Origin of the sequence: Pandoraea sp. XY-2 (assembly GCF_004193915.1) — a bacterium.
GTDB lineage: Bacteria > Pseudomonadota > Gammaproteobacteria > Burkholderiales > Burkholderiaceae > Pandoraea > Pandoraea cepalis.
In genome coordinates, this window is the sequence record NZ_CP030849.1 from 285,404 (window position 1) to 300,329 (window position 14,926).

The 14,926-nt window shown below is 65.3% G+C and carries 13 protein-coding genes; 9 read left to right on the plus strand and 4 right to left on the minus strand.

What is annotated here, in order from left to right; all coding sequences use genetic code 11:
* Nucleotides 1-156: 156 nt before the first annotated feature.
* Nucleotides 157-1,062, plus strand: a complete 906-nt coding sequence (argB, locus tag DRB87_RS01190; RefSeq protein WP_130024557.1) for an acetylglutamate kinase — start codon at nt 157-159, stop codon at nt 1,060-1,062.
* Between the two features lie 112 nt (nt 1,063-1,174).
* Nucleotides 1,175-1,873 (plus strand): adenine nucleotide alpha hydrolase, encoded by a 699-nt coding sequence (locus DRB87_RS01195; RefSeq protein ID WP_130024558.1) that lies wholly within the window; start codon nt 1,175-1,177, stop codon nt 1,871-1,873.
* 15 nt (nt 1,874-1,888) lie between these two features.
* On the opposite strand, the gene DRB87_RS01200 is transcribed toward DRB87_RS01195, so the two are convergent.
* Entirely contained in the window at nt 1,889-2,794 is a 906-nt protein-coding gene (locus DRB87_RS01200; protein WP_130024559.1) for a LysR family transcriptional regulator, read from the minus strand.
* A gap of 250 nt (nt 2,795-3,044) precedes the next feature.
* Between DRB87_RS01200 and mdlC the strand changes: the two genes are divergently transcribed.
* The 3 genes from mdlC to DRB87_RS01215 all read left to right on the plus strand — a co-directional run bounded on the left by mdlC (nt 3,045) and on the right by DRB87_RS01215 (nt 7,658).
* The gene (mdlC, locus tag DRB87_RS01205) at nt 3,045-4,673 is read left to right on the plus strand and encodes a benzoylformate decarboxylase (RefSeq protein ID WP_130024560.1); all 1,629 of its coding nucleotides are present in this window, start codon (nt 3,045-3,047) and stop codon (nt 4,671-4,673) included.
* 53 nt (nt 4,674-4,726) lie between these two features.
* The gene (locus DRB87_RS01210; RefSeq protein ID WP_130024561.1) at nt 4,727-6,196 is read left to right on the plus strand and encodes an aldehyde dehydrogenase; all 1,470 of its coding nucleotides are present in this window, start codon (nt 4,727-4,729) and stop codon (nt 6,194-6,196) included.
* Nucleotides 6,197-6,290: 94 nt separating this feature from the next.
* Nucleotides 6,291-7,658: an MFS transporter gene (locus tag DRB87_RS01215; protein ID WP_130024562.1), complete on the plus strand. Its 1,368-nt coding sequence runs from the start codon at nt 6,291-6,293 to the stop codon at nt 7,656-7,658.
* A gap of 115 nt (nt 7,659-7,773) precedes the next feature.
* Here DRB87_RS01215 and DRB87_RS01220 read toward each other — a convergent pair whose 3' ends face one another.
* The 3 genes from DRB87_RS01220 to DRB87_RS01230 form a co-directional block, all read right to left on the minus strand.
* On the minus strand, nt 7,774-8,718 hold the full coding sequence (locus DRB87_RS01220) for a PDR/VanB family oxidoreductase (protein ID WP_130024563.1): 945 nt from the start codon (nt 8,716-8,718) through the stop codon (nt 7,774-7,776).
* The gene (locus tag DRB87_RS01225) at nt 8,715-9,788 is read right to left on the minus strand and encodes an aromatic ring-hydroxylating dioxygenase subunit alpha (protein WP_130024564.1); all 1,074 of its coding nucleotides are present in this window, start codon (nt 9,786-9,788) and stop codon (nt 8,715-8,717) included. The genes DRB87_RS01220 and DRB87_RS01225 overlap by 4 nt, the downstream gene beginning before the upstream one ends.
* Before the next feature lie 84 nt (nt 9,789-9,872).
* Nucleotides 9,873-10,541, minus strand: a complete 669-nt coding sequence (locus DRB87_RS01230) for a GntR family transcriptional regulator (protein WP_130024565.1) — start codon at nt 10,539-10,541, stop codon at nt 9,873-9,875.
* Between the two features lie 210 nt (nt 10,542-10,751).
* On the opposite strand from DRB87_RS01230, the gene DRB87_RS01235 reads away from it, so the two are divergent.
* The 4 genes from DRB87_RS01235 to DRB87_RS01250 all read left to right on the plus strand — a co-directional run bounded on the left by DRB87_RS01235 (nt 10,752) and on the right by DRB87_RS01250 (nt 14,896).
* Nucleotides 10,752-11,594 (plus strand): gallate dioxygenase, encoded by an 843-nt coding sequence (locus DRB87_RS01235; protein ID WP_017233984.1) that lies wholly within the window; start codon nt 10,752-10,754, stop codon nt 11,592-11,594.
* Nucleotides 11,591-11,950 (plus strand): protocatechuate 3,4-dioxygenase, encoded by a 360-nt coding sequence (locus DRB87_RS01240; protein WP_130024566.1) that lies wholly within the window; start codon nt 11,591-11,593, stop codon nt 11,948-11,950. The genes DRB87_RS01235 and DRB87_RS01240 overlap by 4 nt, the downstream gene beginning before the upstream one ends.
* 19 nt (nt 11,951-11,969) lie before the next feature.
* Nucleotides 11,970-13,310 (plus strand): LysR family transcriptional regulator, encoded by a 1,341-nt coding sequence (locus tag DRB87_RS01245; RefSeq protein ID WP_130024567.1) that lies wholly within the window; start codon nt 11,970-11,972, stop codon nt 13,308-13,310.
* A 389-nt stretch (nt 13,311-13,699) separates the two neighbouring features.
* Nucleotides 13,700-14,896 carry an ABC transporter substrate-binding protein gene (locus DRB87_RS01250; RefSeq protein WP_130024568.1) on the plus strand — a complete coding sequence of 399 codons (1,197 nt, stop codon included), beginning with the start codon at nt 13,700-13,702 and terminating at the stop codon, nt 14,894-14,896.
* Nucleotides 14,897-14,926: the final 30 nt, after the last annotated feature.

Sequence of the window (14,926 nt, forward strand, 5' to 3'; positions counted from 1 at the left end):
TGCGGTTGCCGCCCCGCATGTGACGAAGGGTAGCCATGGGCATCGACTGACGCAAGTCCCAGACCCCGCCGAATCCCGTCAAAGCCCCGCACGGCCGGGCGCCTTGGCTGTACAATTCGGCGTGTTTCTGGTCCACCTGCGAAAAACCTTCCCGCCATGTCCGATCTGCAACCGTCTTCCATCGACGACATCGCTCCTGCTCTCAAGGCCGAAGTTCTGGCTGAGGCGATGCCGTACATCCGCAAATATCACGGCAAGACCGTCGTGATTAAATACGGCGGCAACGCAATGACCGAGGAGCGCCTGAAGCGAGGCTTCGCGCGCGACGTCATTCTTCTCAAGCTCGTGGGCATCAACCCGGTGGTGGTGCATGGGGGCGGTCCGCAGATCGATCAGGCGCTCAAGAAGATCGGCAAGCAGGGCACGTTCATCCAGGGCATGCGCGTGACCGACGAAGAGACGATGGAAGTGGTTGAGTGGGTGCTCGGCGGCGAAGTCCAGCAGGACATCGTCATGCTGATCAACCAGTACGGCGGCCAGGCGGTGGGTCTCACCGGCAAGGACGGCGGCCTGATCAACGCGCGCAAGATGTTGATTCCGGATCGCGAAAACGCCGGCGAGCTGCTCGACATTGGTTTCGTCGGTGAAGTCGACTCGATCAATCCGGCCGTGGTGCGTGCGCTGCAAGACGACGCTTTCATTCCGGTGATTTCGCCGATCGGCGTCGGGGAAGATGGCCAGGCGTACAACATCAACGCCGACCTCGTGGCTGGCAAGCTCGCCACGGTGTTGGGCGCCGAGAAGTTGGTGATGATGACCAACATCCCGGGCGTGATGGACAAGGACGGCAATCTGCTGACCGACCTGTCGGCGCGCGAGATCGACGACCTGTTCGCCGACGGCACGATCTCGGGCGGCATGCTGCCGAAGATCTCGTCGGCACTCGACGCTGCGAAGAGCGGCGTGAAGTCGGTGCACATCGTCGACGGCCGCATCGAGCATTCGGTGCTGCTCGAAATCCTGACGGAACAGCCATTCGGCACGATGATCCGCTCGCACTGAGTGCGACGCGTGGGGCGGTGACGATGCCAGCATCGCACGGCCCCACGAGTATCGAAGGCGGACCCTGCGGGGTCCGCTTTGTTTTGGTGTGATCCCTTCTTCGCGAGACCGCATGCCCACCCCCGCCTTTTTCTCCTGGAGCGGCGGCAAGGATTCCTGCCTTGCCCTGCATCACGCATTGTCTGGCGACACGCGCGGCGAGCCGCACTACGAGGTGCGTCGTCTGCTTGCGATGTTCGACGAAACGGGCGACAGCTCGCGCTCGCATGGTTTGCCGCGTGAATTGATGCAGGCGCAGGCCGAGGCGCTCGGCATCGCGCTCGACGTCGGCCATGCCGGCTGGCGCGAATACGAGGCGGCGTTCGTCACCCGCTTGCTGGCGATGCGTGCCGAGGGCATCACGCACGGTTTGTTCGGCGATATCGATTTGCAGCCGCATCGCGATTGGGAAGAGAAGGTCTGCGCGGCGGCGGGCATGACCGCCGTATTGCCGCTGTGGCAACGCGAGCGCCTGACGCTCGCGCACGAATTCATCTCGCTGGGCTACCGGGCGGTGATCGTCTGTGTGGACGGTCGGCACCTCGGGCCGGAATTCGTCGGCCGCGAATACGATGCCTCGCTGCTGGCCGACCTGCCGGCGCACGTCGACGCGTGCGGTGAGAACGGCGAGTTCCACACGTTCGCCTACGATGGCCCTCGCTTCACGCGCCCGGTGCCGTGGCGCATCGAGCGCGTCGAGACGATTCACGGCCCCAAGGAGTACGGCGGCACGCCGTACCATCGCGCGCAGATCGTGGCAGCGGGCGGCTGATCGGCGCCCGGGGCGTCAGCCGGGCGCCGTCAGTCGACGTAGTTCGTCGAGCAGCTTGGCGGCGGGGCTTGGCAAGATCCCTTGACGGCGGCGGAACGCCGTGAGCGTGCGCGTGGCGTGAACGGTCGGGATTGGCAGGGTGTCCATCACACGCGCGCGCGCTTCGACGTCATACATCGGCTCGGGCATCCACGTCAGAAAGCCACATCGCGCGACCATGCTCTTGAGCACCGGGACAGAGCGCGTCTCCACGACAATGGTCGGCAACGCGAGCCCATGCGCGGCGAACACGCTTTCCACATGCGCGTATGGCGCCGTGCCGCGTGGCGGAATCGCCCACCGTTCCCCGAGTGTGTCGGCCAGCGTGAGCGTCTTGCGCTGGCGCAACGGATGGTCGCACGCGGCGACCACATAGCTGTCGTCCTTCCAATGGCAGTCGGAGATCGCGACGATGTCGTCGGTGTCGGGGGCCACGGTCGAGAGCGCCAGATCGATCTCATGGCGCATCAGTCCCTGGGCGAGCCGGTCCCAAACCCCTTCGATGATTTCCACGCGCAGGTTCGGCCAGCGGTCGAGCACGCGCTCGACCGCGAGCGGCAGCACATGGCTGGCGATGGCGCCGACCGCGCCGACCTTGATCGTGCCTTTCGCGAGCCCGCGCAGCGCATCGATTTCTTCACGCGCATGTTCGGCTTCGCGCTCGAGCAACATGGCGTGCGGCAGCAACGCTTGCCCGACCGCCGTCAAGGCCATCCCCTTGCTGTGACGCTCGAACAGCGGCGCGCCGAGATCGGCTTCGAGCCGTTTGATGGTGCGGCTCAGCGCGGGCTGCGTGAGATGCAGCTCGGTCGCGGCGCGTCCGAGACTGCCGGTCTCGACGATGGTCGTGAAAGCGCGCAATTGCTGGAGATTGAGGCTCATGAGGGGGAGGGCACTCCGGAGGTCGGAACGAGACCGAGCGCCGCTCCGCCAACGTGGCAGCATGGCGGCGCATAAGTCATGCAAAATCGTAATGACTTCGGCACGCAAAAGCAATTCCGATGCATGCATCGACTCCCTATACTCGTCGAAACGCTCGCCGAGACCCGCACCTGATCGCGCGGCCCGAGCTACGACAATCGCCCGCCGTCACGCGTTCGCCCGTCGACGGTGGCAGGAGACGACAGCCCCCATGAAAGACAGCCGAGAACTTCGTGCCGGCCAGCGCGCCGGCGACCCTCAGACCCTGACGGTTCGCGAGGTGGTCATCGATCTGATGCGTCGCCATGGCATGACCAAGGTATTCGCCAATCCCGGTTCGACCGAGCTGCCGTTGTTCCGCGACTTCCCGCCGGACTTCGAGTACGTGCTGGGCCTGCAGGAGGCCGTCGTTGTCGGCATGGCCGATGGTTATGCGCAGGCGAGCGGCAACGCGGCGTTCGTCAACCTGCACTCGGCCGCCGGTGTCGGCAACGCGATGGGCAACATCTTTACCGCCTACAAGAACCAGACGCCGCTCATCGTGACGGCTGGACAGCAGGCGCGCTCGATTCTCCCGTTCGATCCGTTCCTCGCGTCGGTGCGTGCGACCGAGCTGCCGCAACCGTACGTGAAGTTCAGTCTGGAGCCGGCGCGAGCCGAAGACGTGCCGATGGCGCTGGCCCGCGCCTATCACATCGCCATGCAGGAGCCGAAGGGACCGGTCTTCGTCTCCATTCCGGTCGATGATTGGGACCGGCCGGCCGAGGCGTTGCCGCCGCGTCAGGTGAGCACGCGGGTGCAGCCCGATCCGTTCGCACTTGCTCAACTGGGGGCGGCGCTCGACGCATGCTTGCGTCCGGTATTCGTGGTCGGCTCGTCGATTGACCGCGCGGGGGCGTTTGATGCCGTGCGCGCGTTGGCCGAGCGGCATCACGCGCGTGTCTTCACCGCACCGATGTCCGCGCGTTGCGCGTTCCCGGAAGATCACCGATTGTTTGCCGGCTTCCTGCCGCCGATGCGCGAGAAGATCGTCGATCTGCTGGGCGGTCACGATCTGATTCTTGTGATTGGCGCCCCGGCGTTCACGTATCACGTGGAAGGGACCGGGCCGCACGTGCCCGAGGGCGCTTCGCTGTTCCAGTTGATCGAAGATCCGGGCGTGGCCGCGTGGACGCCGGTCGGCGCCTCCGTCGTCGGTAACGTGCGACTTGGTGTCGAAGCCTTGCTCGCGCGTGAGCTCCCCGGCGAGCGCGCGTTGCCGCCGCCGCGCAGCATGCCGCCGGTGGCGCTGCCGAACGCGGCAGGCGAGCGCATGTCGACGGCCTTCGCACTGCAAACGCTCGCGAGCGTGCGCGCGGCGCACGACATCGTCGTCGAGGAGGCGCCGAGCGCGCGCTCTGTCATGCAGCAATACCTGCCGTTCTCGCAGCCGGGCACGTTCTACACCATGAACAGCGGCGGTCTCGGCTACTCGATGCCCGCGGCCGTCGGGGTGGCGATGGCGCATCCCGGGCGGCGCGTCATCGGCCTGATTGGCGATGGCTCCGCGATGTACTCGATTCAAGGCTTGTGGAGCGCGGCCCAAGCCAGGCTGCCAATCACGTTCGTTATCCTGAATAATCAGCGCTACGCCGCGTTGCAGGACTTCGCGCCGTCGTTCGGCTTCGGCCCCGCCGATCCGGTGCAGGGGACCGATCTGCCCGATCTGGATTTCGTGCGTCTGGCCGAAGGCATGGGCGTGCGCGCACAGCGCGTCGCGCAGGGCGGCGAGTTGCACGGCGTCCTGTTGCAGGCACTCGCGAGCGGCGAGACGCGTCTTGTCGAGATCGTGGTGACATGACGCACGGCGTGTGCCATCCCGAGACGAACTACCGAGTCAGGAGACAAAACACCATGCAAGCCCAGCAAGACCCCAAAGCGCTGACGATGCTGATCGCCGGCAAGCGCGTCGGCGCCACGCACGGCGCCACGTTCGAGCGACGCAATCCGCTGGACGGCGAGGTCGCCTCGCGCGCCCCCGCCGCCACGGTCGACGACGCCCGTGCCGCGGTGCGCGCGGCGTGGGACGCGTTCCCCGCCTGGTCGAACACCGGTCCCGGCGAACGGCGCGCGCTGTTGATGAAGGCCGCCGACCGGCTCGAAGCGAAGATCGAGGCGTTTCAGGCGGCCATGGCGGCGGAAACGGGAGCGTCCGGTTTGTGGGCCGGCTTCAACGTGCATCTGGCGGCGCAGGGGCTGCGCGAAGCCGCCGCCATGACGACGCAGATCGCCGGCGAGATCATTCCGTCGGATGTGCCGGGAAGCCTCGCGATGGGCGTGCGTCAGGCCGCCGGCGTGGTGCTTGGCATCGCGCCGTGGAACGCGCCGGTGATTCTCGGCGTGCGCTCGCTCGCGCTGCCGCTCGCCTGCGGCAACACCGTCGTCTTCAAGGGCTCGGAGCTGTGCCCGGCCACGCACGGCCTGATTGCCGATGCGCTCGACGAAGCCGGTCTGCCGCCGGGCGTCGTGAACTTCATCACGAATGCACCGAAAGACGCGGGCGCCATCGTCGAAGCGCTGATCGCGGCGCCTGCCGTGCGTCGCGTGAACTTCACCGGCTCGACGCGCATCGGCCGCATCATCGCCACGTTGTGCGCCGAGCATCTCAAGCCGGCGGTGCTGGAGCTGGGCGGCAAGGCGCCGTGTCTTGTGCTCGACGATGCCGATCTCGACGCGGCCGTCAGCGGTGTCGCGTTCGGCGCGTTCGCCAACTCCGGCCAGATCTGCATGTCGACGGAGCGCATCGTGGTGGCGGAATCGATCGCCGACGTCTTCGTCGACAAGCTCGCCGCCAAGGCGCGCGCACTGCCGCTGGGCGATCCGCGCGACGGCCCGGTCGTGCTGGGCTCGGTGATCGACATGGCGACCGTGGCGCGCTGCAATGCGTTGATCGACGATGCGCTTGCCAAGGGCGCAACGCTGCTGTGTGGCGGCCGTGCCGACACCACGCTCATGCCTGCGACGTTGCTCGATCACGTCACGCCGGACATGCAAATCTACCGCGAAGAGTCGTTCGGTCCGGTCAAGGGCATTGTGCGCGTGAAGGACGACGAAGCCGCCATCGCCTGCGCCAACGACAACGCCTATGGCCTGTCGTGCGCCGTGTTCAGTCGCGACATCGCCCGCGCGATGGGCGTGGCCAGGCGCATCGAATCGGGCATCTGCCACATCAATGGTCCCACGGTGCACGACGAAGCGCAGATGCCGTTCGGCGGCGTGAAGTCGAGCGGCTGGGGACGTTTCGGCGGCAAAGCCGGCATTCACGAATTCACTGATTTGCGCTGGATGACGGTGCAGACCACCCCGCGTCATTACCCGTTCTGAGCGACGTCCAGTCGCCAGCGCACCGATGACGTCATGCAGGACCACCATACCGCCGCAGCCGGGACACCGGAACAGACGGCCGGAGGAGACAACCGTGTCACAACCGTTTGAGACTGCGCCGGCGACAGCCGGCGCCACGTCCGGCCACACGCAGGCCGGCGACGCGCATCACTCCGAAGCGAACACCGCCGGCGCGACGGCGAATTTCGGCCGCGTAGTGGCGGCCAGTTGCTTCGGTACCGCCATCGAGTGGTATGACTTTTTCGTCTACGGCTTTCTCGCACCCATCGTGTTCGATCGGCTGTTCTTCCCGCAGCTCGACGCGATGACCGGCATGATCGCCGTATTCGCTACGTTCGCCGTGGGCTTCCTTGCGCGGCCTATCGGCGGCATCGTGTTCGGGCACTTCGGCGACCGCATCGGGCGCAAGTCGATCCTGCTGTTCACGCTGATTCTGATGGGCGTGGCCACCACGATGATCGGTCTGTTGCCGACCTACGATCAGGTCGGCATGTGGGCGCCGATCATGCTTGTGACGTTGCGCTTCGTTCAGGGATTTGCGCTCGGCGGCGAGTCGGTCGGCGGGTTGCTGATGACCGTCGAGGGGGCCCCCGCGCACCTGCGCGGCCTGTTCGGCGGACTGATCCAGGCCGCCGGGCCGACGTCGATCGTTGGCGCGTCGCTCGCTATCGTGCTGATTACTCGCCTGCCCGAAAAGGATCTGCTCGCGTGGGGCTGGCGCGTGCCGTTTCTCGTGAGCCTGCTGCTCGTGGCGCTGGGCACCTACGTGCGTCTGAAAGTCGAGGAGTCGCCGAGCTTCAAGGCGGCGGAGCAGCATCGCGACATCGCGAAAGTGCCGGTCGTGGAAGTGCTCACGCATTACTGGCGGCCGACGCTCGTCACGTTCTTCATCTGCCTGGCCGAGACGAGCTTCTTTTACCTCGTGGCGATTTTCTCGCTGTCTTACGGCACCAAGACGCTCGGCTTGCCGCGCAACATGATGGCCGACGGCGTGCTGTACGCCAATCTGCTCGCCATGTTGACGATCCCGATGTTCGGCATGCTCTCCGACAAGCTGGGCCGCCGTCCGATGTTCCTGTTGGGGCTGGCTGCCACGGCGATCTTCATCTATCCGTTCTTCCTGATGCTGGGCAGCAAGGAGGCGGCGCTGGTTGTGCTCGCCATCGTGATCGGCGCGGGCTTGATTCACCCGATGATGTTCGGCCCCGAAGGCAGTTTCTTCTCGGAACTGTTCGATACGCGTGTGCGCTTCTCGGGCGTGTCGCTCGGCAAGCAGATCGGTACCGTGCTGGGGGGCGGACTCGCACCGATGATCGCGGCGAGTCTGCTTGCCTGGAGCCATGGCCACATCTGGCCGGTCATCGTCTACTTCCTCGTGCTCGCCGCGATGGCGCTGATCTCGACGTTCCTCGTCCGGGAGACGAAGGCCCGGGTGCTGTGAGGCCCACGACGTAGAGACGTCGATGGCGCGCGCGACGCGGTCAGGTCATCAAAAAAAGTCAGCCCCGCTCGCGATGCGAAGCGGGGCGATTTCCTTCGGTGAGGACAAGGATGCGTTACAGATCGAGCACCAGCAAGGGCGACTGGCTACGCGAACAGCACGGCAGGATCTGATCGTTGGCGGCGCGCTCGTCGTCGGTCAGATAGACGTCGCGATGCTCCGGGGTGCCGTCGATCACCCGCGTGAGGCACGTGCCGCACACGCCTTGCTCGCACGACATCTGCACTTCCACCCCGTGCGCGGCGAGCGCCGCGACAATGGTCTCGCCCGCCTTCACGTCGATCACGCGGCCGCTCGAATGCAGCTTGACCTGGAATGCCTTGTCGCCCGCCGTGTCCGACGGTACCGGTGCGGCGAAGTACTCGCGATGCACATTGCCTTCCGGCCACTGCGCCGCTTCTGCGCGCGCCAGCACGGCATCGATGAATCCTGCCGGGCCGCAGACATACAGGTGCTTGCCGCCGGACGGTTGCGCAAGGATCGCGTCGAGATCGGCCCGCTCGCCTTCGCTGTCGAAGTACAGACGCGTCTTCGCCGCGAGATCGTCGCGCGCGAAACGATCGCGAAACGCCGTGCGCGCCGGTTCCCGCGTGCCGTAATGCACTTCGAACGACGCGCCGCGGGCGCACAACGCTTCGGCCATGCACAGAATCGGCGTCACGCCGATCCCTCCGGCAAGCAGGATGCTGTGCGTGGCGTGTTCCACCAACGGGAAGTGATTGCGCGGCGCGCTGATCTCCACCGTCGTGCCGGGCGTGAGCGCGTGCATGGCGGTCGAACCGCCGCGCGACGCCGGGTCGCGCAGTACGCCCACGCAATAGCGATGGGTCTCACCAGGCGCATTGCACAGCGAGTACTGCCGCACAAGCCCGTCGGCCACATGCACGTCGATGTGCGCACCCGCGGTGAAGGCCGGCAATGGGTTGCCGTCGACACTCACCCATTCGAATTCGCAGATGTCGGTGGCGACATCGCGCTTGCTCGCGAGCCGGACCTTCATGCCGCGTTCTCCGCGTTCCCCAGACTGCCCACGTTCCCCCGTCCGGCCCGTTCGGCCTCGATCAGCCGATCGAGCACCTTGCGCGACTGCACGCCGCCGGCGTCGATGTTGAGCTTCAGGATCTTCTTCTCCGGATACGCCGAGAGGTTGCGTTGCTGGGCTTCGAGCACTTCCTGGTCCTCGGCGAAGATACCGCCCTGGCCGCGCTTGATCGCGGCGGTCAGCTCGGCATCTTCGGGCTTGAAGTTACGCGCCATGCCCCAGAAGTACCAGATCGATTCGTCGGTCTCGGGCGTAATGAAGTCGACGACGATGCTGCCGGCCTTCTTGTCGGCCGGGGCGTCGTAACCGCCATGACCCGCGTGTGCCACACCGACTTCGATCATCACGTGACTTGGCGGCGTGAAGCGGCACACCTGCCAGCGGTCGCACGGCACCTGGTCGTCCAGGCCGTTCGCGCGCAGCGCGCTTGCCCAGAACGGTGGCGCCTTGATGTTCTCCATATGGCGCGCCGTGATCACCCTGTCCCCCTCGACCGTCGTCTTCGGCGGGGCTTCCTCGATCTCGTCCTGACCGATGCTCGTCGCGTGCACGTAGGTCTCGTGCGTCAGGTCCATCAGGTTGTCGATCATCAGTCGATAGTCGCACTTGATGTGATACAGGCCACCGCCGTAAGCCCACTGATCGCTCACCGCCCATTCCAGGTGAGGAATTTCGTCGGGATTCGCGAGCGCGGCGTCGCCCGGCCAGACCCACACGAAGCCGTAACGCTCCACGCACGGATATGCGCGCGTTTTCGGGAAGCCGCCGACACGCTGGCCGACCATCTTCGTGCACTTGCCGCCGCCGTCGACCGTCAGGCCGTGATAGCCGCAAACGAGGTGGCCGTCCTTGACGAAGCCCAGCGACAGCGCCGCGCCGCGATGCGGACAGAAGTCTTCCAGGGCAGCGACGTTGCCGTTGGCTTCCCGGAAAAACACCATCGCTTCGTTGCAGATCTTGCGGCCCAATGGCTTGTCGGCGAACTCGTCCGGCGTGCACGCGACGTACCAGGTATTTTTAAGAAACATGATCGTTTGTCTCCTTGGCGCGCCGTCGACGGGCGCGCTCTCGTGTCGATAGAGGATGCTCGGGATGAAGTCGAGGGGCGCGTGTCAGAGCAACTGCGCGCCCATGCTGTGCTCCTGGGTGACGATGTGCTCGCGGCACATGAACTCGGCGCGATCGGGCTGACGGGCGGCAATCGCCTCGACAATTGCGTGATGCTGGCGATGCGCGTACGCGATGATGTCGGCGTACTGGCGTCGGTCCTTGTGTCCGAAGGCCACCGTACGCGGCGCGACGAAAGGCACCAGATTGCAGCGCGCGACGAAGCCTTCGAGCAGCGGATTGCGCGCACCGACGACGAGCAGGTCATGAAAGCGCGCGTTGAGCGACGCGTAACCAATCTGTACTTCGGCCGTCATCGTATGGTCGGCGAGCAGGGCGTCGCCTTCGGCCAACAGGTCGCGCAACTGCTTGAGCAGCTCGGCGCTTGCGCCCTTTTCGGCGAGCAGACGCGCGGCATAACCTTCGAGCGCGCCGCGCAGATGCAGCGCCTCGACACTTTCCTCACGCGTATGCGCTCGCACCGCGTAGCCGCGCTGACCGGCACGCACGACCAGGCCTTCCTCGGCAAGCACCGGCAATGCCTGCCGCACCGGCATGCGCGAGACACCGAGTTGCTCCGCGAGCTTGGCTTCGGCGAGACGCTCGCCCGGCGCAAGCTCACCCTTGAGAATCATCTCGCGCAACTGAACCGTGGTGGGCGTGGGATGCAGCATGCGTCTCCTTTCGATGGCGGAAATCCGTGCCGGTCATTCTGGAGGCTTCCAGCCCCGGCTTTTTTATTATGGGATCCCATAATAAGACATTGCATCAGTAAATACCCTGCTTTATGTGCATATGGGATCCCGTATAGACTCGCCGCAGCATAACGGGGGGGATCGCATGGCATCGCCCACGCATGACAAGACAAACGACGGAGACTTCACGTGGCAAAGATCATTGGGGGGATCGGTACGTCGCATGTGCCGACCATCGGCGTGGCGTACGACAAGGGCAAGCAGCAGGATCCCGCGTGGGCGCCGCTGTTCCAGGGCTACGAGCCCGTGGCGAAGTGGCTGGCGGAGAAGCAGGCCGATGTGCTGGTGTTCTTCTACAACGACCACGCGACCACGTTTTTCTTCGACATGTATCCGACCTTCGCGCTCGGCGTGGGTGACTCGTTCCCGATCGCCGACGAAGGGGCCGGGCTGCGTCCGTTGCCGCCGATTCGGGGCGACGTCGCGCTGCAGGCACACATTGCCGAGTCGCTCGTGAACGACGAGTTCGACATCACCGTTTTTCAGGACAAGCCCATCGATCACGGCTGCGCGTCGCCGCTGCCGCTGCTGTGGCCGCACAAGCCGGACTGGCCGGGAACGGTCGTGCCGATCGCCATCAACGTTTTGCAATATCCGTTGCCAACGGGGCGCCGCTGCTATCGCCTAGGCCAGGCCGTGCGCCGCGCCATCGAGTCGTATCCGGAAGATCTGCGCGTGGTGGTGGTGGGCACGGGCGGTCTCTCGCACCAGATCCACGGCGAGCGCGCGGGCTACAACGACGAAGCGTGGGATCGCGAATTCCTGTCGTTGCTCGAACATCAGCCCGAGACGCTGACCGAACTCAGGCATGTGGATTACGTCGAGCGCGGCGGGGCCGAGAGCGTCGAGCAAATCATGTGGCTGTCGATGCGCGGTGCGCTGGGCCCGCGCATCAAGCGTCTGCATCTGAACTACTACCTGGCGACGACGACGGCCATGACCGTCGCCCTCTACGAGGAGGACGCCGCATGAATCCGCAGCTCGAAGGCATCGACGCGATCACCGGCACGTACGCGTTCGACTTGCGCGTGAGCCATCGCACGCTCAAGCTCAATCGCTTCTTCTGGCACATGATTCGCGCCGACAATCGCGAGACGTTTCTCGGCGACCCCGTTGCCGCGATGACCGCCGCTGGTCTGACCGCCGACGAACAGGCGATGGTGCAAGCGCAGGACTGGCTTGGCCTCGTGCGTCACGGCGTGAATTTCTTCGTGCTGGAGAAATTCGCTCGCGTGGTGCGCAAGACGAACCTCGAAGTCTATGCGCTCATGCGCGGCGAGACGCTCGACGAGTTCATGGCCACGCGTCGCGTGCCGACCCTGCGCTGAGCCCGGCGACGCACCGCGCATGTCCATCGACACTTCCATCAGCCTGACCACACCGTTGGCCGCCCCTCAGCTCGCCTGTCACGAGCGCGGCACGTGGAGTCGTACGCCGCAGAGCAACGAGGCGACGCTCCTGTGTCGAAAATTGCGTGGCCTGCGCGCGATGGTCGCCGTGCTGGAATGCGATTCGGTTGCGCGTGCGGCGCGCATGCTGCATCTCTCGCAGTCGGCCGTCGCACGCTCGATTTCCGACATCGAGTCGGCGCTGGGCTTCCCGCTGTTTCACCGCAGTGGACGCGGTCTGACGCCGAACGCGGCTGGCCAGCGCCTGGGCGTGCGCGCCTCGCGTGCACTCACGGAGTTGGCCAACGGGTATCGCGAGGCGTTTGCCGCCACGGCGTCGCAGGCCGACGGTGGCGCGCGGGCGGCAAGTCGCTTCGCGGCGGTCGTCGCCCCGCAGCAACTCACTAGCTTTATCGCGGTCGCGGAGCTGGGTAGCGGGCCGCTCGCGGCGAGCCGCCTGCAATGCTCTCAGCCGACCATCCAGCGCAATCTCGATCAGCTCGAAGATCTGATCGGCATCAAGCTGTTTCGACGCACGCCGCGCGGCACGCGTCTGACAGACGAGGCGCAGGCGTTGCTCGGCCCGGTCAAGCGCGCGCTGGCCGAGCTGGCGATTGCCGAAGACGAACTCGCGCCGTTCGGGGGGCGTCAGCAAGGCACCGTGATCGTGGCCGCGTTGCCGCTGTCCAGCGGCTTCCTGCTGCCCAAAGCCATCGACAGTCTGCTGTACCAGTCGCCGTATCTGAACGTGACGGTGGTGGACGGAACCTACGAAGCCCTGATTCGCCAGTTGCGACAGGCGGACGTCGACATGATCGTCGGTGCCTTGCGAGCGAGCGACGTGCCGCCGGACATTCGCCAGGAGGCGCTGTTCGAGGATCACCTGTCGGTGGTCGCCCGTGCCGATCACCCATGCCTGTCGCCGGGCCGCACGCCCACGCTTGCGGAACTGGCCGAGTACGGCTGGGTGAGTCCGCTGCCCTCCACGCCCGCGCGCAGGGTCTTCGAGCGCGTGTTTCATGCGGAAGGTCTGGCATTACCGCGTACGCAGGTGCACGCGAGCAGTTCACCGGTGGTACGCGGGCTATTGTCATCGAGCGACCGGCTTGCGTTGCTCTCGCCGGTGCAGATCACGTCAGAGCTGCGCACCGGCGAGCTGGCCGTCGTACCGGTGCCGTTGCAGCATGCACGTCGTGCGATCGGTGTCGCCACGCGGCGCGACGGTTTGCTGTCCCCGGCTGCTGAGCAATTGCTCGACGAGTTGCGCGCGATGGCCCCGACAATGCAGCATCCGACGTAAGACGCGTGTCAGGCTCGCGATACGGTTCGCGAGCGCGGCGAAATTCGCTGATTTCGCCATGGCTTGCATGTGTCGACGCGTTCTCTTCCTTCCGAGTCATTCGACTTGAAATGTGCCGTGACGCCTGCCCGCCGCGCCTTTCGCGGCGGGCGTTCCACCATGGGAACGCAAAACGTCTCGCACTGCGAAATCTCGCTCGCGAAATGCGTCCCGTCACGTAAGGGAAATCTCGGGGATATACGAAAAACGCGACGCTCGACGCGGGAGTTTCATTCGACGCGCCGCGCTCGGCTGCCTAAGCTGTTTCCCATACCTTGAAAAGGCTCGCCCCCCGGCGCGCCACATCGAAAAGACGGAGCGGCGCTCGACGCCGACGAGGAGACGACACCATGATGAAGCGCCATCTGTGGCTTGCTGTAGCACTTGCGAGTGTTTGCCAATTCACCGCTGTCTTGGCGCGTGCCGAGGAAATCAAGGTCGGCATGCTGGGGCTGTTCTCCGGCTCGGCGTCCTGGTGGGGCACGGAGTATCGTCGCGGCGTCAACCTGTGGCTCGAGCAGCACAAGAGCAAAGTGGGCGACGACACGCTCGTGATCCTGGAGCGTGACGAAGGCGGCGTGAATCCGCAACGCACGCGTCAGCTGGCGCAGGAGCTGGTGGTGCGCGATCAGGTGCAGTACCTGTTCGGCGGCTCGTTCACGCCGAACGTGCTGGCCATGGCCGACGTGGCGACGCAGACCAAGACGCCGCTCGTCATTGGCAATTCGGGCACGTCCAGCGTGACGCTCAAGTCGCCGTATTTCGTGCGCACGGGCTTCACGCAGTGGGCCGTGAGCGTGCCGCTCGTGGAGTACGCCGCCAGCAAGGGCGTGAAGAATGCGGCCATCGTGGTGGCCGACTTCGCGCCGGGCTACGACGCGATCGACGCCTACAGCGAGACGTTCAAGAAGGCGGGCGGCAAGATTGCCACCGAAGTGAAGGTGCCGCTCGGCACGACCGATTTTTCGAGTTATCTGCAACGTGTTCGCGATGCCAAGCCGGATGCCCTCTTCCTGTTCATGCCGGTGGGGCCGATGTCAGCCGGGTTCGTCAAGGCGTTCAAGGAGCGCGAACTCGACAAAGCGGGTATCCAGCTCTTCGCAACGACGGAGACGATGGAGTCCGATTTGCCGGCCATCGGCGACAGCGCAATCGGCACGATTACCGCCCTGCATTATTCGCCGTACCTGACGTCGCCGGAAAACACCTCGTTCGTGAAGGCCTACAAAGCGAAGTACGGTCCGGGGGCGCTGCCGTCGATCGCCTCGGTGTCGGCCTACGACTCGATGACCGTCATCGCGCAGATGATCAAGGCCACGAAGGGCAAGAAGGATGGCGACAAGGCGATCGCCGCGGTGAAGGGTTTCGCCTGGACGAGCGCCCGGGGTCCGGTGTCGATCGATCCGAAGACGCGTGAGATCGTGCAGAACGTGTATATCCGCCGGGTGGAGAACATCGACGGAAAGCTGGGCAACAAGCCCATCGAGACCTTCAAGTCGGTGGTCGAGCCGTGGCATGTGAGCCACCCCCAAGTGGCCGCCAAGTAACGCAGGCGTTGTCGCTCAGTTCGTTCGGTA